Origin of the sequence: Chitinivorax tropicus (assembly GCF_014202905.1) — a bacterium.
Classification (GTDB): domain Bacteria; phylum Pseudomonadota; class Gammaproteobacteria; order Burkholderiales; family SCOH01; genus Chitinivorax; species Chitinivorax tropicus.
This window is the reverse complement of record NZ_JACHHY010000015.1, coordinates 91,309-113,347: the sequence shown is the minus strand read 5'-3', so window position 1 is coordinate 113,347 and position 22,039 is coordinate 91,309. Positions and strand designations below refer to the sequence as shown.

The following is a 22,039-nucleotide window of genomic DNA, read 5'->3' as shown; positions in this document are numbered from 1 at the left end:
AGGTGGACATCACCTGCGCAACGGATCAGAAAATGAAGCTGTCCTCTTCCAGATCCATCAGATTTTTGCTGCCCGAACGCAAGGTCTGCAGCAGCGCAGCGGTTTCTGGCATCAGGCGCTGGAAATAGAAACGTGCGGTATGAACCTTGGCTTGATAGAACTTCTTGTCACCACTCTCCATCTTGCCCAATGCCACACTGACCATCCAAGCCCAGAAATAGCCGAACACCAGATGACCCACCAGCCGTAGGTAATCAACCGCAGCTGCACCCGCCTCGTCCTTGTTCATCATGGCTTGCATGCCGATGTGCATGGTCACATCGCCGACATCTTTCATCAGCTTTTGCAGCGGTTCGACGAATTCCTTCATCTGCGCATCCTGCGCTTGGGCTTCGCAGAATTTATGCACGATCTTGGTGAACTTACGCAGCTTCTGACCTTGATCCAGCAGCACCTTGCGACCGATCAGATCCAGCGCCTGAATGGTGTTGGTGCCTTCATAAATTTGCGAGATACGGCAGTCACGCACGTATTGCTCCATGCCCCACTCGCGGATGAAACCATGGCCGCCATATACCTGCATCGCCTGGTTGGTTACCACGAAACCATTGTCGGTCATGAATGCCTTGGCGATCGGTGTCAGCAGCGCGACCAGATCGGCTGCATCCTGACGGATTGCCTCGTCGGTCGAGCGCTCCTCAATGTCGAGCTGCATGGCCAGCCAGGTCGAGAATGCCCGACCGGCTTCGGTATACGCCTTTCCTGTCAACAGCATACGACGTACATCCGGGTGGACAATGATCGGGTCTGCCGGCAGATCAGCACGCTTGGTGCCAGACAGCGAGCGCATCTGGACGCGATCCTTGGCATAGGCCACGGCGTTCTGGTAAGCGGATTCGCCCAGACCCAGGCCTTGCATGCCGCAACCCAGGCGGGCCGCATTCATCATGGTGAACATGCAGGCCATACCCTTGTTCACCTCACCCACCAGCCATCCCTTGGCGCCATCGAAATTCAATACCGCAGTGGCATTGGCTTTGATACCCATCTTATGTTCGATCGAGCCACAGCTCACACCATTACGCACGCCTGGCTTGCCACTGGCATCTGGAATGAATTTCGGCACCAGGAACAGAGAAATGCCCTTGATGTCCTTAGGGGAATCCGGCAGACGGGCCAGCACCAGGTGCACGATGTTGTCAGTCAGATCATGCTCGCCCGCCGAGATGAAGATTTTGGTGCCGGTGATGTTGAAAGTGCCGTCGCCATTCGCCTCTGCCTTGCTCTTCAACAGGCCCAGGTCAGTACCACAGTGGGGTTCGGTCAAACACATGGTGCCAGACCATGTCCCATCCACGATCTTCGGTAGATACAGGTCCTTCATCCACTGCTCGCCGTGTGCGTGAATTGCGCTGTAGGCACCGTGTGAGAGGCCTGGATACATCGACCAGGCCACATTGGCGGAAACCAGCATTTCCATGGATGGGAAGCCCAAAGTCTTGGGCATGCCTTGGCCACCATAGGCCGGATCACAGTCGAGGCTGGGGAAGCCCAGCTCGCAGAATTGCTTGTATGCTTCCTTGAACCCTTTAGGCGTCGTGACGACGCCGTTGTCCCAATGGCAGCCTTCTTCGTCCGCTGCCCGGTTCAATGGTGCAATTTCGTTTTCACAGAATTGAGCACTGGCTTCCAGATATTGATCCAACACGTCCTTTGAGACTTCTTCATAGCCAGAAAGGGTTGACAACACCTTTTCAGCATCCAGCAATTCATGCAAAACGAACTGCATATCGCGCAACGGCGCCTTGTAGGTAGCCATTTCAGTCACTCTCCATCAAATTCGGTGCGGTTCAAAACAGGGAATCTAGCCAGCGCAGCGCTTGCCATCGACCATTGCCACGTTTGTGCAAGTGCAAGCCTGCAGCCCGATCTGGGCGCTGATTTAACAGTACGCGTTAGTTTGCCTTTCCGCAAGTATTTTTCAAACAATCGTTTGATAGACTGACCAAACACCAAGAACAATCATTCAATATCAATAAGATACATCAATTCAATCACGTATGCTGCCATGCAACAATGCCACTGAGCTATAAAAGGTAATTCATTTTTACATTTTGCACTGCACCATAAATCGTCTTGATTCAACCACATTTTTCCGCCTGACATACCGCAACTTGGATAGAATGCGCGGATGCAGAATCATCAGATTTATCGTTACGAGCATGGCATCAGCGCCATCGATGTCGAGTACCAGCGAACCGGTCTGGCCGCCTCGCATTTGATCGTGGAAGGCAAGACTGCCGCATTTGTGGATTGTGGCACCAACCACTCGGTGCCCGCCTTGCTGGCCGCATTGGCTGCGCATCAGCTTTCCCCCGATGCGGTGCAATACCTGATCCTGACTCATGTGCACCTCGACCATGCTGGCGGGGCGGGCAGCCTGATCCAACAGCTGCCGAATGCTCAGGTCTTGATTCACCCGCGCGGTGCGCGGCATATGATCGACCCACGGATTCTGACCGCCAGCGCCACCCAGGTGTATGGCGAGGCCGAGATGGCCCGCAGCTATGGCCAGCTGCGCCCGATTCCCGCCGAGCGGGTGGTGGTCATGAACGATGGCGACACCGTGCAATTGGGCAGCCGCACTTTGACCTTCATGGATACGCCCGGCCACGCACGCCACCACCACTGTATTCACGACACGGGTAGCAATGGGATCTTTACCGGCGACACATTCGGCTTGAGTTATCGCGCGCTGGATTGTGGCGGACGCGCCTTCATCTTCCCAACCACCACGCCCCCGCAATTCGACCCAGAGGCCGCGCACGCCTCGATCGAGCGTTTGGCTGCCTTGCGGCCCGATGCCGTCTATTTGAGCCATTTCGGACGGGTGATGGACGTTGCCTCGCTGGAATGCGAGCTGCACGAGTGCCTGGATGCATTTACCAATCTGGCCTTGTCCTTTCAAGCAGAGGGGCCGAGCCGCCCACAGACCTTGACCCGCAAGCTGTTTCAGTGGTTATGGCATCGGCTGCAACAGCAAGGTTTTACCGGCAGTGAACAACAAGCGCATGATTGGTTGATGATGGATTGCAAGCTGAACGCCCTGGGTCTGGATGTGTGGCTCAACAGCCTGCCTAAATAGCCTGCCAACCTTCACCAGAGCTACGCCACGACATCTTGTCGTGGCTTTTTTTTCGCTCCTTATTGAAAAACAATACGACGTTCATTATTATACGACGTATGTTTTTATCGAGCTTATTTCTGATGGAACCGGGACGCAGAGAACGCAAGAAGGTCGCAACCCATGACCTGATCATCGACATCGCCATGGCCTTATTCGATCGAGAGGGATTCGACGAAATCACCATGGAGCGGATCGCAGCGGAGGCAGATGTCGCCAAAGCCACGCTATATAAGTATTTCCCAGTCAAGGAAGCGATTCTGGCGGGCTACATCCGACGTGAAAATACCGCCATGGTCGAGCCGATCAGCCAGATGCTGGACGCGCTGCCCGACAGCCGCAGCCGGCTGTGTGAGCTGTATAGCCATCTGGCGGACTGGTTCTCGGCCCACCGCACCTATGTGGCCCGCTATATCGCCTTCCGTCTGTCTACCCCCCAGCCGCAAGGCAGCCACGCGCAACGATCTGGCTTTGATGCACACCTCCGGTTGCTGCTGGAAAAGGGCCAACAGCAGGGTGATATCACTGATGCCCTGCCGCTGCCCCAGCTGGTTGCCAGCCTGGAGCTGATGATGCTGAGCCCGATTCTGTTCTGGCTGAACACCGAGGATGCCGACCTCCGGCAGTTGTTGATGGCTCACATCGACCTGTTTCTGGATGGTGCGGCCAACATCAAAGGATGATCATGCATACTGTTTTGAATTGGGCTGACAGCTTTTCCGCTGGGGTGGGGGTCGTTGGAGGAAAGGGTTGGAACCTGTCACGATTGGCTCGATATGGCTTCAATGTGCCGCCCGGCGGTGTGTTGACGACCGGTGCTTACGCGACATTCATCGCAACACCGGCGTTGGCCGCGCTGCTCAGCCAGGCAGAGCAGGCTGGCCCCACCCCGCCCGATCCATTGTTGGAGGCGCTCCATCAAGCCTTCATGTCGTTGCCGCTGCCCACTGCATTGGCTGATGACATCCATGCTTTTCTGCACACTCACGATCTACTGGCGCATGCCTGCGCAGTGCGCTCCTCTGCGGTGGCGGAAGATTCAGAGCTGGCCTCATTTGCGGGGGTGCATCACTCGTCGCTGAATGTGACCGGTGTGGCAGCAGTCTTGCAAGCCATCCGCACGTGCTGGGCCTCGGCCTGGACGAAGCAGGCCATCAGCTACCGGCACCGGATGGGTAAATCAGCGGCTGAAGCCAAGCTGGCGGTGGTGATCATGCGCATGGTCGATGCTGTCTCCGCTGGGGTGGCATTTTCCTGCGACCCACGCAACGGGCGAGAAGACCAGATCTATATCAATGCCAACTTTGGCTTGGGCGAATCCGTGGTGAATGGCCAGACCCCACCGGATGAATTCGTCGTCAACCACCAGCGACGTGGGCCGGATTGGGTCATCAGCGAACGCCGGATCGCGCATAAAACCACCCACACCCAAGCGCAGGTGGGCGGTGGAACGCATCTCGCCACCACAGCCCCGGCCCAGGCCGATCAAGCCAGTCTGCCCGACACCATGGTCATCCAGCTGGCCCAGTTTGTCATGCGCATCTACGACGCCTTGGGTGACAGCGCCCAGCATCAGGATATCGAGTGGGTATACGATGGCCAGCAGCTGCATTTCGTCCAGGCCCGGCCCGTGACCACCCAGCGCATATGCCAGGCCGTGGCCATTGCCGATCAACCGATCTGCTGGTCGAATGGTAACTATCGTGATGTGCTGCCGATGCCACAATCAATGCTGACCTGGACGATCAGTCAATTCCCGATCCATGTCATTCTGGAAACCCCACTACGCCGAACTGGGGTGCCATTTCAGCAAGGGGTCAGTCGGGTTCGACGGTATCACGGGCGCGGCTATTTCAACCTGTCGTTGACGCAGTGGGAATACTTCCACTACTTCGCCTTTAAACCCAGCCTGATCAATCAGGCCATCGGTGGCCATGCACCGGAAATCACCCCCCCACCCATCAGCTGGCAGCAGCGCCTCAGACAGATCTGGTACAACCTGAAGCTCAACAAACAGCGTACCCGGCTGCATACCCGTGGTGATGAGGCTGATCGAGGATACATCGCCTATTGTGACAGTATCCAGGCAACAGACTGGGCGACCGTTTCCGATGTGGCGCTGATCCAGGCGCTGCAGCGCATCTGCCGAGACTATCTGCATTGGCATCCGCTACACCTGATGCTGGCCGTCAGCCTGGGCAGCTACACGATGTTGAATTGGTTGCTGGAGTGGCGAGTGCCTGGCCACGGCACCAGGCTGGCCCAATCGTTATTGATCGACAACGACAACATCACCAGTGCCGAACATGGCCGCCAATTGGCCAGACTGGCGGAGCTGGCCCGCCAGGAGCCCGAAGCGATCGGATGTCTGAAGCAGGCGGAATCCGCCCCCTTCGCCTGGCGGCAGCTACCTGACAATTCACCATTCAAACAAGCACTGACAGATTTTCTCGCTGAGTTTGGCCATCGTGCCGTCTATGAGCTGGATATCCAACGTCCTCGGTGGCGGGAAGACCCCAGCTGGCTGCTGATCACCATACTCGGCATGGTCGAGCACCCGCCCCTGCCGACAGGCAGACGACATGAAGCGCGCGAACTGGCCTGGCAGGCAATTCGACAACAGGTGCCACGCTGGCTACATCCGATGATCAAGAGGCTGGTGGTCAAATCAGGTATCGAGGCAAGGCAGCGCGAGGCATCCAAATCGACATTGGTCCGGATACTGAGCCTCACCCGTACCATCGCCCTGGAGGCAGGCAAGCGGCTGCAACGGCGAGGCTTGATCCATCAGGCAGAGGACGTGTTGCATTGCAGCCTGGAAGACCTTGGTCATCTGATGCAGGGCATTTGGTCTGGCCAAGGGTTGACCAACCTGGTGCAAGATCGGGCTGAACGACAGCAATGGCAATACATGCAGCCAGCGCCGGATTGCCTGGAGCAAGATCGCCCTCGCCATGCCCAACCCCAATCGCGACGAGCCAACAATGGCACTGTCTACCAAGGTTTGGCCGTTGCAGCGGGCCGCGCCGGTGGCAAAGTCAGGCTGCTGCACAGCCCCGACGACGGCCATCGACTGGCCCAAGGTGACGTGCTGGTCGCGCCATCCACCGATCCCGCCTGGACACCCTTGTTTCTACGTGCCAGCGCCCTGATCACCGAAACGGGGGGCATGGTATCGCACGGTGCAATTGTGGCGCGGGAATATGGCATCCCAGCGGTGGTCAATATTCCAGGCATCATGCAATTGCTGAAAGACGGTGCCGAAGTCGAGGTGGATGGCGACAGTGGATTGGTCATCTGTCCGGACTGATCAACCCGCCATCCCTTTTACACCGAATACAGCCTGCGTCAAGCAGGCTTTTTTTTAAGCCAATGGCAATGGCTCAGCCGCTGTTGAATGCCCCTACATTCTGATCGATGCCTGATCGAATATCGACCCGCCCGAACAGACATTGGGTCGAACATGCGGAGAGGGCCACGTCGCAACATACAATGCTGCAAAATCCATAATGTGGTATCCATGCAAACATGGCAATGGCACGGTATCAAAACGGGGAAACCACCCATATTTTCATCAACACTCACCAGGCCCAATCATGCGGACAATATTGGTCACAGGCGGTAGTAAAGGTATCGGATTGGCGATTGTCAGGCGGTTCCTCGATGCTGGCGACAAGGTCATCACCTGCGCAAGAGATGATGTCTATTGGCATCAACTGATAGCGGATCACCCCGCACTCGCATCAGTTGACTTTCGGCGCATTGACCTCGCCCAACAGGAATCGCTTCCGTCACTTTTTGCATACATTGCCGACACATATGGACATCTGGATGTTGCCGTCAACAATGCCTCACCCCCAATCGCCTCACAAGGGCCGTTTGAGACATTATCCAGCGACAACATACTGAGCACCCTGCTCAGCGATTTATGGGCACCTGCGGTGTGTATGCGGCATGAATTGAATCTGATGCATGGCGCAGGGGCAATCGTCAACATCAGCTCCGTCAACGGCTTACGCCCCACGCCCCGTGCAGCTGTTTACAGTGCTGCCAAGCATGGCATAGAGGGCCTGACCCGATCAGTCGCATTGGAGGCGATCGAGAAAGGAGTCCGCGTCAATTCAGTCGCACCAGGGGTGATCTGGACACCTCGATGGGAGACCAGGGTGGCTGGCGGGCTGGTCACCAAAGGCGAGGTCGAGCAGGCGATCCCCGTTCGTCGATTCGGAACGTCGCAGGACATTGCCAACGCCGTATTCTGGCTATCCTCCGACGAAGCCAAATACGTGATCGGCCACACGCTGGTGGTCGATGGCGGGCTCTCTCTGATTTGAGGGGCCTTGTGCCAACCCTACATAAGACTGTGCCATAGCTCTGGACAGCGTGGCGAAGGTCATCCACTGCACCAGCAGGGGTTACAGCTTGGATGTGATGTAGGCGTGTATGAGCAGGCTGCCGATGGCAATCATCGACTGTCATACGCCTTCACGACCAACCATTAATTCGAATTAAGTAAATCATCAATTCCGATGCCGCTTACAGAAAATCACGTATTTCATTAAAAAATGAAATACGGATCAAATCATCAATTCATCCAAAATTAATATTTGACGCCCGCCTCTCAACCATCTAAAACCCATAAACCATTGCACTATTCACTAGATCAACTTGGTCACCCATCTCGACCAATACTCAATCAACCTTGATCAAAGCAAGTCAACATTCAATTACATTCGAATTCAAGAATAAAAAACAAATCGAAAATATATGGCATCAGTACAAATTAGGCAACGCTTTTAAAAAACAGCGTGAACTATTTGACCATGACGCCAAGACAGTAACAGGGAGGATTACGGCTCATATTCAACACCCCATTGAAGGAGGTTTGACATGCCCGTCACACCCACAAATCCATCTGACAATCCTAGCAACCCAGCCGGACCAAGGAATCTGCTCGCTAACTACCTGACTGCCACCGATCAATTTGTCAGAGGCCAATTGCTGGCCCAGGCAGTCAGCACACAGCAATTGTTGACTGTCGTCAACGTCGATGCGGGCTTGGCTGTCAAGGTGGCCGAATACCAGCGACGCACGCAGACGCAGGCCACTTATTTCTATCAGCAGCTGATCCAGGGCAATTACGGTTTCATCTTTCTGCTATCGAACGGCTACAACCTTTGCGCCCTGGCCAATGCCGGGTTCAGCCTGGAAATGCCGACCTTGACGCAGCCCAATGCTTCGCCACTGGCGTTGAATGCCGCAGGGGATGTGTTCAACCGGCTGTCTCAGGAGACACAGAATGTGCAGGTGATTGCCGAAACGCTGGCAACCAAGGCCTATGTCGCCAATCAGTCTTACACCCAATACATTCAGGACTACCAAGCCACACTGACTGAGCTGGAAAAAATCCTGTCGGGCTCTGAGCAGGCACTGGTCGGCACCATTGATGCGCTGAAAGTCACGATCAATAAGAACATTGCCGATATCGTTGCCGGTGCCGAACAAATCGGTGGCGCCGTTTCCAACCTGATCGTAGGCGTGATCACCCAGCTGCCGACCGACAAGGCCGGGGTGAAGCCCGACGCATCCAAACCTCCCGCCCCCACGGCGCCAGCTGCCAAGCCAGACAACGCTTTTGCGGTACAAGCCATCAGCGCGGCGACCCAGGGTGCCAGCCAGCTGTCGCAAGCCGAGCAAGATCTGAATGCCAACAATGCCAAGCTGGCCCGCGCCTATCAGCAACTGGCGGAGGTGAACCAATTGACGGCCATCGCCAAGGCCATTGCGGTGCAGACCGAACTGTTCGGCGGCATGTTGCCGCTGGCTGCCAACAGCGCCCATGGGCTCAGCATCGAGCTGCTGCAAGTGCAGACGGGCCTGGCTCAGTACGCCAACGATGTGCGTCAAGGCGCACCTGAGATCGGCGCCCAGGCGCAAGCTGCCGTGCCCGCCTGGACGGCTCTGGCCAGTGAGCTGCAGTCCATGAAGCTCATGATGATCAATCAGTAAGCCCACCACTGGTTTGTAAACAGGCTGATACAGCCACACATTTGATCGTTGTCATCACTTTGGAGATTTGAACCATGGCTAACAATACCATCCTTGCCGCACAGCAGATGAGCAGCGCCAATAAGGGCCAGACTTCACAAGGCATCGTGCTGCAGAACTATTGTAATAGTGTGCTGCAACAGCCAGAGGTGGATTTCAGCGGCTTCCCCGATTTGAAGGAAAACCAGCAGCAGATCAATCAGGGCCTGCATATCGCACGTGATCACGCCAATTTCTATCTGGACACCGTACAACCGCAGATCATCACCAATATCACCAACATCCAGAACTACTTCAACCTGCATCAGGCCGTGGCAACCGTCTTGCCCCCCGGGGCGACCGAGAAGCAGTGGCTGGATACCCTGTCCGCGCTGAAAGAGCAATCACAGAACTATCAGGTTCAATCACAATCAGTCGTGAACAATCTGAATATGTTCCACAAACGCCTGACAGAAGATGCCGGCTCTTTCGCCGCCTATGTCAGCTCACTGAATGCGGTGGTCGGCGGGGACAAAGGCGTGCTGGCCTCGATTGACGATCAGCTGGGCACCATCCAATCCAAAATCGATGGCGCCATTGCAGGGATTGTATTGAGCGGGCTGGCGATCGTCGGTGGCGTCTTCCTCACTGCGGTTGGTGGCGTGGCGGATTTCGTCACTGCCGGTACCTCCACCCCCTTGGTGATTGCCGGCATCGGTATTGTGGCGGCGGGTATCGGTGGTGAGGTGGCTTCTGCCATCACCCTGAAAAACCTCAACGACACCAAAGCCACGCTGCTCAAGCAAAAGAGCACCTTGACCGCCGAGGTGAACCTGGTCACCGGCATCAGCGGGGCCATCGGCAGCCTGCAAAGCCAAGCCGCCGCTGCCGTCACCGCCGCCTCGCAGATGACCGACGCCTGGAACTTCCTGACTGGCGACCTGGGTACGTTGGCGGACGATCTCAACAAGGGCATCATCAGCACCGGCACACTGCGCACCCTGTTCCTGACTGCAGCCAATTCGGCCATCCAGCAGGTGTTGCAAGACACCACCATCATCAAGACTCAGATGACTGGCGTACAAAGCCTGGTTGCACCTCAGGGCACCAACATCGGCGACTACATGGTTGCACTGGCTACCAAACAAGCAGCTTGATTCCGCTGATCTGACCCAGCACCCCAACCGATAAGGCGGGGTGCGGTAGCCAGATTCTTTCCGTTCAGTCACCATCCATTGCCCAGCAGGAGGCCCATCATGCCGAACGGCCCGATGTCACAAAGCCTGAATGCCACCACCATTGCGGCACAGGCCATTCTCACGTATCAAAATCTACCGCCGGAGGTGGCATCCGTACAGACTGCCGCCAAACAGTTTCTCGACCAGACCCGCCCGCAGATCATCCGCATGCAGCAAGATGTGCTGGGCACCATCGAGGTAGCCACCCCAACACTGAATAAGGCCAGACAGATCCTTTCCAGTGCGCAGGGCAACCCCACACCCGAGCAGATACAGCAAGTCAGCCAACTGATCAGCAGCGTGCAGACCAACTTCCAACAACTGCTGCCAACCGTAGAGGCCACCACTCAGGCCAATACAGCGTTCTACAACCAAATGTTGGAGGCAGATCGCCAGCTGGCCGTGCAATCTGCCAATCTGAACGCGCAAAAGGTGCAAGTGCAATCCCAACTGGACTCCTACCAGTCAGAGCTGCAGTCGATCCAATCCAAGATGAAGTATTTCGGCTTGCTGGGCCTGGCTGGCATCCCCGGCCTGATCGCCATGGGCGTGCTGCTGGGCAAGGCACAGAGCAATGTGAATGATTACTCGGGCAAGGTGAACGACCTGAATCAACAGCTCAACCAGCTCAACAACAGCATCAACCAAGTGTCGCAGCTGACCCAGAACACCCAGGTGCTCGTCAATGCCACCTTACCTGTACGCAATGCGGTGAATATCGTCAGCAGCGATATTACTGAAATCCTGAATGATCTGCAGCACGCCAATACCGCAGCCACGATGCTCTTCCTGAATACCGCGCTGACCGAGCTGCAGGTATTGGCCAATGACGCCTCTTGAGGCCCCACCCGATAGCGCTCAACCAGGACACAGACAGCCCGCCTCGCGGGCTGTCCGGTGGTCAGAACCAGCCCTTGCGGCGGAAGAACCATAGCAGGCCTGCCGCGATGCCCAGCATCACCGCCCAGATCACATAATAAAACCCTTGAAAATGCACCTCGGGCATATCTGGAATATTCATGCCATACACCCCGACAATGAAAGTCAGCGGCATGAATATCGAGGTCACCACCGCCAAGCGCTCCATCACCTTGTTCAAATGATTGGAAGCGCGTGTCATGTCCAGACTCTGCGCGGCAGCATAGACCTGATAGGCGGAGGCAGTATGCAGGCGGATCGATTCGATCTCATCCAACAACAGCTCGAAGCGTTGATTGGCTTCACAAGCCCTGTCGCGGCTAATACCTGACAGGATGCGCTCCGGGCAATGATTCAAGAAGCGGCGCTGATCTCGGAACACCACATTCATAGCCTGCCTCAACTGCGTCACCAGGGTCTTGAAACGTAGGATCTGCACCAAGGTCGATTCATTCACTGCATTCAGGCAGTCCCGCTCATAGGCATCCAACTCATTGCGCCAATCTTCCAAAACAGGTTTGTAGTCTTCCAGCAGCTCATCCAGAAAAATGCTGAACAGCGCCGCCACGCCATGCTGAAAGATCTCATCGCCCCTTGCCTGGCTGGCATTGAAGACATGATTGACAGTTCGTGCCAGGGTAATCGGATGAATACTCACCAACCGATTCCCGAGAAAAACGATTGTCAAAGGCCGCCCCGTGCAGCGCTCCGTCTCGAAATGGTAGAACATCCGTTTAGTATGGAATAACGCGGCATGGGGCAAAAAACGGCATGCGCCGCCCTCCCCGCCATGAAAAGCCATCATGCTGCCCTCGGGCATACCAAGCAGAATATCCAGAATCTGCAAGGTGGCCTCTCCCGCCTCCTCCAAATCGATCCATTGGCAATCCTGGCCATGGATGGGTGATGCCAACAACGCTTCCAGATCCGCTGTGCTCGCATCCTGCCTGACAGGCGGATGGCTACAGTATCCATCCAGAAAAACCACTTCTCTGATTCGCATGAGACAGCCCCTTCGAAGAGACAACCTTTTCAAACACGCCAAATCAAATCAAGTAGAAACTGTCTGGATTATAGAAACCCACGGTCAGAAACATTGGGCAAAACAATCGGAAAAACCTGTTCAACCAGTCGTGACTGGGCTATCTGCCTACACCCTGGCAAAGAGAGGCTTCATTTGAATTATCAAATCACTGCTACCTGTATGTTGTTTGCAGCCCGCCAACATATCCACCTGCACCACATGCATTACCAAACTGCGGTAGCGTACCTTTGCATACACGAGCTACTGCTTGATCGCCCGGATCACATGACCAGCCTGGCCTAGGTGCTCGACGTTCCGCCAGGAGCCCCTCGCGCCGGGTCTGGCGCTCCTTGCGTGATATTCCAGTTCAGCAAAAGTGGTCTGCTGTGGTATGGCGGTGCCTTGGCGAGGGCGAATGCGGCACGCTCGCACGGCACCCATTTGCTCTGGGTATCGTTAAATGTAGCAACACATATCCCACATCGTAATTGGTTGACTCAATAAAACCACACCACATAACATATCCATTCAACATAAATCCAAAAAGGCCGATGTTACATGAACTCTGCCATCACTTTTCCTGACATTCCAGAAAATGAATTAATCTTTAACGAACAAGAAACAAAAAAAAATCTTGGCTTTCTTTTGGCCAAATCTTTCACTTCGCATCCAAAGCCTGACCATCAGCGTCAATGTGCGTCGCTTTGCGCAGCAATTACTGATCACCGCCATCGATGCAACGTATGCAATGGGTTATATTGAAGCCGTATTCCAAAGCCTGACCAGCCGAAAACTTCCAAAAAATGTCAAAGACTTGTGCTTGAAATTAGCCAAAAATGCTGGCAAGCATTGGTGGAAGCACACTAAGGGGCAGGATTTGGAGGATACACCGATATATGAATCGGTTCGCAGTCGCATCGCCCAGTTATATGCCAGTACAATGGGAGAATATCTGGAAGGGTCGTTGGCCGCCATCAAGCTGCCGCCTTTCCACATCGCGAAGAATACCGTGGTGCCGGTGATGTGGAGCTGAGTTCATGTGGTCGAGACGATGGCGTATATATGGTTGGTCAATCGGTGGCATGCTGGTGCTTTTTGCCAGCACATTCGGGTGGTGGCTATCGAGTACAGATGTCTGGTCGGTCATATCATGTGCAACAGATGGCCGCAGCTGGGCCAAGCCCTTTTGTCGGGCAACGGTCACCTATTTCCGCCCGACAACAACAGACACTGCGTCACTGAAAAATGATCATGGCTGGCCATATCAACTGCTTGCCATTCGCGACCCGCATTTGCGCCAGCAGCTATTTGAACGGTTCATCGCCAAAGGACTCAATCTGAATGTGCCAAGCCCAGCTGATAGCACACTGATGGGCGTTGAAGGTAAAACAGTGCTGTTCTCAGCTGCATCGGATGGCGATGTCGAAGGTGTCAAACTGTTGCTGGCGCTCGGTGCGGACAAGCGGCACCGCTCCGCGATAGGACGACTTCCAGTTGATTATGCAATCAGCATGAAACGTAAAACAGGGGACCCAAAATACGATGAAGTGATCCGCCTTTTACAATAGCTTTTTTGCCCAGGCTTCGTCGCATATCACATCATGCAGATCAGCTCTCGAACTTGGAACCGATCTCTGGACGCAATGCCATGAGACCTGCATAGAAGCGAGCACCAGCGTGATTTGTTATCAGCTACTGGTCAGCTCACGACACAGTGTTCATCACGCCCTGCTCACCCCGATATCTGACTCGCCGTCGGCAACGTAGCAACTGCGCCTAGCGCATCTTATTCCAGGCAGCCACCGCCTCGGCTTTATTGGGGCAGATGGTGGCGATGGCTTTGCAATTGCCATCCTTGCCAAATTTGGAACACTGCACCCAGAACCGGTTCGAGCCTGATTTCTTCATCTCTCCAGGTTGGCCGCAACGGGGGCACGGGTTGACAGTTGAGGGTTGGGTCACAATGCATCCTTCGTGTGTATCAAATGAATCGCGCGCAGTATACGCCGAAGCGCAGGCGCAATTGAACGAGTGTGGTGGCCTTCCTGGGTTGAATGGCGCTTGATCACCACCGTCAGCCCATGCAAAGCCGGTGTACTCTGCCCACAACCTGCTATGAGAAGCCGCAAGCCGTGTCAGCCGAGTCGCCCTATACAAAAAGGGAAGCATGATGCTTCCCTTTTCGCCAAGCCCGTTATGGGTCGAGGCTGGAGTCAGCCCTCAGCCACCCGCTGTGCGATGTGAGCCAAGGCTTCCTCCACCTGATCGACCAGGATCAGGCATAGATCGCCAGGCTGGAGGCGTGCCAGCGCACTATCGATGGCGACAAACTCCCCTCGGATCTCATCCACCTGCTGAGTGCGCTGAGCACCGACCAAACCCTCGCGCAGCAAGGCCAGCACTTCGCCATCCGCCCGCCCACGCTGACAGGCGTCCTGATACAGGATCACGTCGTCAAATGCCGCGCCCAGGATCTGGGTTTGCTGGCGAATGTCTTCGTCACGCCGGTCCCCCGCGCCACTGATGACAACGGAGCGGCGTTTGGCGGGCATCGCGTCCACAGCCTTGACCAGGGCCTCCATGGCATCTGGATTGTGGCCATAGTCAGCGATCACCGTGGCACCACGGTAGTCAAACACATTGAACCGACCAGGGGCATTGTCAGCATCGTTGTTGAAACTGGCCAGACCCTTGCGGATGACCTCCCAATCCAGATTCAATGCCCAGGCAGCGGCAACGGATGCCATGGCATTCTCGACCTGGAAGGTGATGACGCCACCCCGGGTGACTGGGATTTCATCCAATGCCACTCGATACTTGCGCTCGCCCTGTGCCGCCACCACAGCGTTGTCCTCGACATATACCACGCGGTGGCCCTGGGCTCGATGCGTTGCCATGACGGGGTTGTGCTTGTCTGCCGCGAAGAAGGTGATGCCACCAGGGCAGTTTTCAGCCATACGCACCACCATCGGATCAGCGGCATTCAACACCGCCATGCCATCCTTGGCCACGTTTTGCACGATCACACGCTTCAGCACGGCCAAGTCTTCGACAGTGGTGATGTAATTGAGCCCCAGGTGGTCGCCCATACCGATATTGGTCACCACCGACACCTTGCTGCGATCAAAGGCCAAACCCTCGCGCAGCATGCCGCCACGCGCAGTTTCAAACACTGCCGCATCCACATCGGGGTGCATCAACACATTGCGGGCACTACGCGGGCCGCTGCAGTCACCGCTGTCGATCTGTCGGCCATTGACATACACGCCATCGGTGTTGGTCATGCCCACCCGCAGGCCGCTGGTGGCAATCAAATGTGCAATCAGGCGGACAGTGGTGGTCTTGCCATTGGTGCCGGTCACGGCCACGACTGGAATCCGTCCATCGTCGCCTGTGGCAAACAGGTTATCGATGATGGCCTCACCCACCTGGCGGCCTTTGCCAAATGACGGGCTGATATGCATGCGCAAGCCCGGCGCGGCATTGACCTCGACGATGCCGCCACCTTGCTCCTCCAGTGGCTTCAGCATGGTGTCGCAGACCACATCGACGCCACAGATATCCAGCCCCACCATCTGTGCAGCGGCAATGGCCCGTGCGGCCACCTCCGGGTGCACATCGTCGGTCACATCGGTGGCCGAGCCACCGGTACTGAGATTGGCATTGTTCCGAAGCACGACCCGCTGGCCCTTTTCAGGTACCGATTCTGGTGTCAAACCCTGCATCGCCAACCGGTTGAGCGCGATGTCATCCAAGCGCATCTTGGTGAGCGAGGTCGCATGGCCATCGCCGCGCCGTGGGTCACGGTTGACCTGATCGACCAGCTCACGGATCGTGTGTGTGCCATCGCCTGTCACCTGGGGCGGGTCGCGACGAGCCGCCGCCACCAACTGCTTGCCGACCACCAGCAGGCGGAAATCGCTGCCGGGTAAATAGCTCTCGACCAGCACGTCGTCGCTGATTTCAGCGGCAGCAGCGTACGCCTTCAACAACTGCTCCTGATCAGTGACATTGACCGTCACGCCCTTGCCCTGGTTGCCATCCTGAGGTTTGACCACCACGGGGCCATTGATCTCCTCCATGGCTGCCAAGGCGTCTTCCACGCTGCTGGCGGGGCGGCCAGAGGGCACGGGCACACCGGCGGCGCGCAACAGCTTTTTGGTGAGATCCTTGTCCTGCGCAATTGATTCAGCAATGGCGCTGGTGGCATCCAATTCGGCAGCCTGGATACGGCGCTGACGGCTGCCCCAACCAAACTGCACCAGGCTACCCTCAGTGAGGCGCCGGAAAGGGATGCCCCGCGCCACGGCGGCATTGACGATGGAGCCGGTACTCGGCCCCAAACGAATGTCCTCATCAAGCTCTCGCAGGCGTGCCAGCACTTCCGCCAGATCGAAGGGGGTGTCGTCGATTGCCGCCTGGCATAGCGCCTCAGCGCATTCCAACGCCAAACGCCCGACCGCCTCTTCCGTGTATTCCACCACCACTTGATAGACGCCCGCTTCCAGCGTCTGGGCTGTGCGGCTGAATGTCACCGGGCAGCCGGCCTGAGCCTGCAGGCCCAGCACGCAGGCCTCCAGCGCATGAGCCATGGAGACCGGCTCGTCATGACTGCTCGGGTGCAAAATGCCGATATCGGGAAAGCGGGTGCGTAGCCTGGGCTCGAATGCAGGCACCCTGGCCAGATCGCGTTCCTGTTCGTTACACGTCACAATGACTTCGATCGCCGTATGCCGGCTCCACAAATTGGGGCCACGCAGCGCGCGGATTCGTGAAACTTCCATGCAAAATCTTCCTGTCGTGGCGGGCTGACCTGCCCGCCGATTTTATTTGGCCGTGATACGTGCCCGTACTGCCGCATCAGCAGTACCCGCTTCAAAATTCTCGATCCCTGCGCAGATCAGGTCTGGCGAGATCCCCAAGGCCCATGCCGCTGCCACGGCGGCCAGCACGCTTTCGATATGCGTGGTGGCGCCATCTCGGGTCAGCGGGAACAGATCGAGTGTCGCCAGCGCCTGTTCGGTGCTGCCACTGGCCAGCATCACGGTCTGATCGCGCAGGAATACCGCACGCCCTCCATTGGCCAGATGCTCGACGATTGGCAATAAGGTTGGGTCTTCGGCATAGAAGATCACTTCGCCATCGGACAGGTCTGCCATTTCAGCCACCAGGGCATCGTTGGCATTCAATACCGACGCGCCCTCGGACATGACCACATCGATCTGGGTACGCAGCACGTTGTAGACCTGTTCTGGCTCGTGGATATAGAACCCGGTCAATGAGCCATCCTCGGTCACGTCAGTCACGATGCCTACCTGACAACGATCATAGGGCAGGCCTTCCGTCAGGATGCCTACCGGCGTGTGCTCGAACACCGCCGCCTCGACGACCCGGTTGATCAGCAGGCGTTGGCCCGCCTCCCAGTGCGTACAATCGCGGGATTCGACCTGGCGGCGATCCAGGAACAAGCCATCGCGACAAGCCAAACCAACGTGGCGCCCCGCCAGATGCTGCAGATGCGCCACCAGTCGGGCGATCAGCGTGGTGCCTTTGCTACCGGAGATGCCGACGGTCGGGATGCGACCACTGTCACCTTCTGGGAACAGGTGATCAACGATGGCACGCCCCACCGGGCGCGGCGCCCCCTGAGCAGGTTTCAGATGCATCAGCAAACCCGGCCCGGCGTTGACTTCCACAATGGCGCCGCCTTGCTTGTGCAACGGCTGGCCTATGTCTTCCGCCACCACATCCACCCCTGCAATATCCAGCCCGACCACGCGGGCGGCCAATGTCGCCATGGCTTCGACATCAGGGTGCAGATTGTCGGTCACGTCGTTGGCGACATTACCATTGCGCTGAATCAATACGCGACGCCCCTCTGCCGGTACGGAATCAGCTTTCAATCCCTGGCGCTCCAGATCACGCAGGATGACCGCGTCTTGATCGACCATGATTCGATTCAGCGGGAAGTCTTCCGTCAAACCCCGGCGTGGGTCGGTATTCAGTTGAGTATCGATCAACTGTGCCACGGTGGCGCTGCCATCACCCGTCACCCAGGCCGCCTCGCCCTTGGCCACAGCCACCACGCGATTGCCCACCACCAGCAGTCGATGCTCATCCCCCCGCACAAAGCGCTCGACGATGACGTCACTGCCATGCCGGTCAGCCAGCTTGAATGCGGCCTGCACATCGGCTTCGCAGCTCAGATCCAACGACACGCCGCGCCCATGATTGGCATCGGTCGGCTTCACCACCACCGGCAAGCCGATGTCCTGCGCTGCCTCCCAGGCAGCTTCCGGGCTGGCGACAATTTGCCCTTCGGGCACTGGCACGCCGCATGACTGCAGTAGACGCTTGGTCAGATCCTTGTCGCTGGCGATGCTCTCGGCAATCGCACTGGTGCGATCGGTTTCAGCCGTCCAGATCCGCCGCTGTAGCGCCCCCTGCCCCAATTGCACCAAGTTGCCATCCGTCAGGCGAATGTGCGGAATCCGCCGCTCGGTGGCCGCATCGACGATACAGGCCGTGCTGGGGCCGAGGTGATAATCATCCACCATCGCCTTCAGGCGCTCTACCGTGCCCTTCACATCAAACGGGCGGTCTTCGATGGCGGCCATGACCAAATCACGACCTGCCTCCATGGCCGCACGGCTGACCTGTTCGTTGCGGGCCCGCACCGCGACCTTGTAGACGCCATATTCGCTGGTCGAGCGCGCCTTGCCGAATCCCACCTGCATGCCGGCCAGATTTTGCAATTCCAACACCACATGTTCCATGATATGGGCAGGCCAGGTGCCTTCTTGCACACGCTGCAGAAATCCGCCACGCACACCGACGCCACAACGATGCTCGATCAACGTGGGCAGCCAGCTGGACAGGCGCTCATAAAAACCAGGGATGGTATTGGAGGGCGATTCCTCCAGCTCACCGATATCCACCCAGGCTTCCAGTACCGGGCGATATGTCCAGATATTGGGGCCGCGCAGGTAGGTCACGCGGAGAAATTGAATGTCTTTTTTCTTCATGATCCAGTTTAGGGCATGCAATCTGATCGTAAAGACCAGATCAAACTGTGCACAGATCGGCAGCGTTGCCGTGCCACGCAGCAGAGTGAAGTATACTTCTCGACTTTGGCGTCATAAGCCATTTTAGAATATGCGAGAATACCGTAAAGCGCCCGATAATGGGAAACACCCCGTTCAGTTGACGATGCTGTCCCCGTGCCGTTGACACGGAGACGACTCTTTACTCCTCAGCCAGGAATCGCCTGCAAGCCACTCCAGATGCGGCTTACAGGCCAAAACAGGGATGGCTGCGCGATCTTGTGGATCGTGCGATCAGCCTAACCTGCCCTGCCTGAATAAGCGATTAATCCGATGATGATACACACTGCTTCACCTTCTCACCTAGTACTGCCGCAGCCTTGGCAGGCAAGCCTGGCACCACAGCTGGTGGCCGGCGAGGAGATTCTCGCCTGGTTGCTGCTGGATCTCGACACACACCTGCACTTCTCGCAAGGGGTGCTGGTACTGACCAATCAGCGGTTGCTGGCACTAGCTCCTGGCGAGACCCACTGGCAGAACTGGGCCTTACAGGCAGGATTATCCCTCAAACATCACGATCATGCAGGTGTCGGTGCGCTGGAGCTGTGTGACAGCCAACAGCGGCTTGCCATCTGGCGTTATACGCTGGGCCAGAATGTGGTGGCTTTGCGCTTGCTGGACAAGTTCAAATTGCAGCTGGAAAGCATTGTGTCGGGCCAGCCCGTGCCCGCGCCGGAGGAATTGACCTGCCCGCAGTGCAAGGCGCCAATGGAGCCTGACCAGGACGAATGCGCGATCTGCGCACGCGAGCTGCACACCCCGCCTTCCACCTGGACACTGCTGCGGCTGTGGCGTTTTGCCAAACCCTATCAAGGCCAACTGCTGGCTGGTTTTCTGTTGATGCTGGGTGCCACCGCTGCCGCTATGGTGCCGCCCTATCTGACCATGCCGCTGATGGACAATGTGCTGATCCCCTTCCAAAACGGGGCGCACATCGATCCGATGAATGTCGGACTGTACCTGATGGGGCTGCTGGTAGCCGCGCTGCTGCAATGGGGGCTGGGCTGGGGCAAAACCTATATCCTGGCCTTGGTCAGCGAACGCATCAGCGCCGACTTGCGCACCACGACCTATGAGCACCTGTTGCAGCTGTCGTTGGAATATTTCGGCGGCAAGCGCACAGGGGATTTGATGTCGCGGATCGGTTCCGAGTCCGACCGCATCAGCGTCTTTTTGTCATTGCACCTGCTCGATTTCATCTCGGATGTGCTGATGATTGTGATGACAGCAGTGATTCTGCTGTCGATCGACCCCTGGCTGGCCCTGGTGACACTACTGCCACTGCCCTTCATCGGCTGGATGATCCATTTCGTGCGCGACCGTCTGCGGACAGGCTTTGAAAAGATCGACCGGGTGTGGGGCGAGGTCACCAATGTACTGGCCGATACCATTCCCGGCATTCGCGTGGTAAAGGCTTTTGCGCAGGAACAGCGTGAAGCACAACGCTTTCGCGAGGCCAACAAGCACAACCTGCTGGTGAATGACCGGCTGAACAAGGTGTGGTCGCTGTTCTCACCCACGGTATCGCTGCTGACTGAAATCGGTCTGTTGGTGGTATGGGCATTCGGTATCTGGCAGGTCGCCAATGGCCATGTCACGGTGGGTGTGTTGACAGCCTTCCTGGCCTATATCGGTCGCTTCTATGGTCGGCTGGATTCAATGAGCCGCATTGTATCGGTCACCCAGAAGGCCGCTGCTGGCGCCAAACGTATCTTCGATATTCTGGATCATGTCTCCAGCGTGCCCGAGCCCACCAACCCGGTCAAGCTGCCTGCAGTCAAAGGCCAGATCGACATCCGCGATGCGCGTTTCCGCTATGGCAACCGTGCGGTGATCAAGGGGGTGGATCTCACCATCCACCCTGGCGAGATGATCGGCCTGGTCGGGCACAGCGGCTCTGGCAAAAGCACCTTGGTCAACTTGATCTGCCGGTTCTATGACATCACAGAAGGCTCGATCCGGCTGGATGGCACGGACATCCGCTCGCTCAGCCTGGCGGATTACCGACGCAATATCGGGCTGGTGTTACAGGAGCCCTTCCTGTTCTTCGGCACCATTGCCGAGAACATTGCCTATGGCAAACCCGATGCAACCCGCGAGGAGATCATTGCCGCAGCGCGGGCGGCTCACGCCCATGAATTCATCCTGCGCCTGCCGCAAGGTTACGATTCGCTGGTGGGTGAGCGCGGCCAAGGCCTGTCGGGCGGCGAGCGACAGCGGATCTCGATTGCACGCGCTTTGCTGATCAACCCGCGTATTCTGATACTGGATGAGGCGACATCATCGGTCGATACCGAAACCGAGAAAGAGATCCAAAAAGCCCTGGACAATCTGGTACAGGGCCGCACCACGATTGCCATCGCGCACCGCTTGTCCACGCTGCGTAAAGCCGACCGACTGGTGGTGATGGATCGCGGTGTGGTGGTGGAGGTTGGCAACCATGATGAGCTGATGGCGCAGGAAGGCCATTACTATCGCTTGTACGAGGCACAAGCCCGCAATGTCGATAGCGAGGCCGACAACGACGAGCAGGATGAGGACTGAG

Annotated in this window: 15 protein-coding genes; 10 read left to right on the top strand and 5 right to left on the bottom strand. The window is 56.9% G+C overall.

The features are described 5' to 3' along the window. Nucleotides 1-25: 25 nt before the first annotated feature. Nucleotides 26-1,819 (bottom strand): acyl-CoA dehydrogenase C-terminal domain-containing protein, encoded by a 1,794-nt coding sequence (locus HNQ59_RS12710; protein ID WP_184039936.1) that lies wholly within the window; start codon nt 1,817-1,819, stop codon nt 26-28. A gap of 372 nt (nt 1,820-2,191) precedes the next feature. Between HNQ59_RS12710 and HNQ59_RS12705 the strand changes: the two genes are divergently transcribed. From HNQ59_RS12705 to HNQ59_RS12675, 7 genes are all read left to right on the top strand, one after another. Further along, nucleotides 2,192-3,145 carry an MBL fold metallo-hydrolase gene (locus HNQ59_RS12705; protein WP_184039933.1) on the top strand — a complete coding sequence of 318 codons (954 nt, stop codon included), beginning with the start codon at nt 2,192-2,194 and terminating at the stop codon, nt 3,143-3,145. A gap of 122 nt (nt 3,146-3,267) precedes the next feature. Beyond that, nucleotides 3,268-3,867 (top strand): TetR/AcrR family transcriptional regulator, encoded by a 600-nt coding sequence (locus tag HNQ59_RS12700; protein WP_184039930.1) that lies wholly within the window; start codon nt 3,268-3,270, stop codon nt 3,865-3,867. Nucleotides 3,868-3,869: 2 nt separating this feature from the next. Further along, on the top strand, nt 3,870-6,494 hold the full coding sequence (locus HNQ59_RS12695; RefSeq protein ID WP_184039927.1) for a PEP/pyruvate-binding domain-containing protein: 2,625 nt from the start codon (nt 3,870-3,872) through the stop codon (nt 6,492-6,494). 286 nt (nt 6,495-6,780) lie between these two features. After that, a complete protein-coding gene (locus tag HNQ59_RS12690) occupies nt 6,781-7,518 on the top strand; it encodes an SDR family NAD(P)-dependent oxidoreductase (protein WP_184039924.1) in 738 nt (245 codons plus the stop codon). 556 nt (nt 7,519-8,074) lie between these two features. Further along, nucleotides 8,075-9,193: a hypothetical protein gene (locus HNQ59_RS12685; protein ID WP_184039921.1), complete on the top strand. Its 1,119-nt coding sequence runs from the start codon at nt 8,075-8,077 to the stop codon at nt 9,191-9,193. A gap of 74 nt (nt 9,194-9,267) precedes the next feature. After that, the gene (locus tag HNQ59_RS12680) at nt 9,268-10,368 is read left to right on the top strand and encodes an HBL/NHE enterotoxin family protein (RefSeq protein WP_184039918.1); all 1,101 of its coding nucleotides are present in this window, start codon (nt 9,268-9,270) and stop codon (nt 10,366-10,368) included. A gap of 99 nt (nt 10,369-10,467) precedes the next feature. Continuing rightward, nucleotides 10,468-11,289: a hypothetical protein gene (locus HNQ59_RS12675; RefSeq protein WP_184039915.1), complete on the top strand. Its 822-nt coding sequence runs from the start codon at nt 10,468-10,470 to the stop codon at nt 11,287-11,289. Between the two features lie 61 nt (nt 11,290-11,350). Here the strand turns inward: HNQ59_RS12675 and HNQ59_RS12670 are convergent, their stop codons facing one another. Further along, nucleotides 11,351-12,370: a magnesium transporter CorA family protein gene (locus tag HNQ59_RS12670; protein WP_184039912.1), complete on the bottom strand. Its 1,020-nt coding sequence runs from the start codon at nt 12,368-12,370 to the stop codon at nt 11,351-11,353. Nucleotides 12,371-13,025: 655 nt separating this feature from the next. Between HNQ59_RS12670 and HNQ59_RS12665 the strand changes: the two genes are divergently transcribed. Both HNQ59_RS12665 and HNQ59_RS12660 read left to right on the top strand, forming a co-directional pair. Next, the gene (locus HNQ59_RS12665) at nt 13,026-13,424 is read left to right on the top strand and encodes a hypothetical protein (RefSeq protein ID WP_184039909.1); all 399 of its coding nucleotides are present in this window, start codon (nt 13,026-13,028) and stop codon (nt 13,422-13,424) included. A gap of 4 nt (nt 13,425-13,428) precedes the next feature. Then, a complete protein-coding gene (locus tag HNQ59_RS12660; protein ID WP_184039906.1) occupies nt 13,429-13,959 on the top strand; it encodes an ankyrin repeat domain-containing protein in 531 nt (176 codons plus the stop codon). Nucleotides 13,960-14,167: 208 nt separating this feature from the next. On the opposite strand, the gene HNQ59_RS19850 is transcribed toward HNQ59_RS12660, so the two are convergent. From HNQ59_RS19850 to HNQ59_RS12645, 3 genes are read right to left on the bottom strand one after another with little or no spacing between them, the layout of a single operon-like run. After that, nucleotides 14,168-14,560 (bottom strand): Lar family restriction alleviation protein, encoded by a 393-nt coding sequence (locus tag HNQ59_RS19850; protein WP_184039903.1) that lies wholly within the window; start codon nt 14,558-14,560, stop codon nt 14,168-14,170. 44 nt (nt 14,561-14,604) lie between these two features. Beyond that, on the bottom strand, nt 14,605-17,175 hold the full coding sequence (gene cphA, locus HNQ59_RS12650; RefSeq protein ID WP_184039900.1) for a cyanophycin synthetase: 2,571 nt from the start codon (nt 17,173-17,175) through the stop codon (nt 14,605-14,607). Nucleotides 17,176-17,217: 42 nt separating this feature from the next. Further along, nucleotides 17,218-19,416 (bottom strand): cyanophycin synthetase, encoded by a 2,199-nt coding sequence (locus HNQ59_RS12645; protein WP_184039897.1) that lies wholly within the window; start codon nt 19,414-19,416, stop codon nt 17,218-17,220. 351 nt (nt 19,417-19,767) lie between these two features. On the opposite strand from HNQ59_RS12645, the gene HNQ59_RS12640 reads away from it, so the two are divergent. Continuing rightward, nucleotides 19,768-22,038, top strand: a complete 2,271-nt coding sequence (locus tag HNQ59_RS12640; RefSeq protein WP_184039894.1) for a cyanophycin metabolism-associated ABC transporter — start codon at nt 19,768-19,770, stop codon at nt 22,036-22,038. The last annotated feature ends 1 nt before the right edge of the window (nt 22,039 follow it).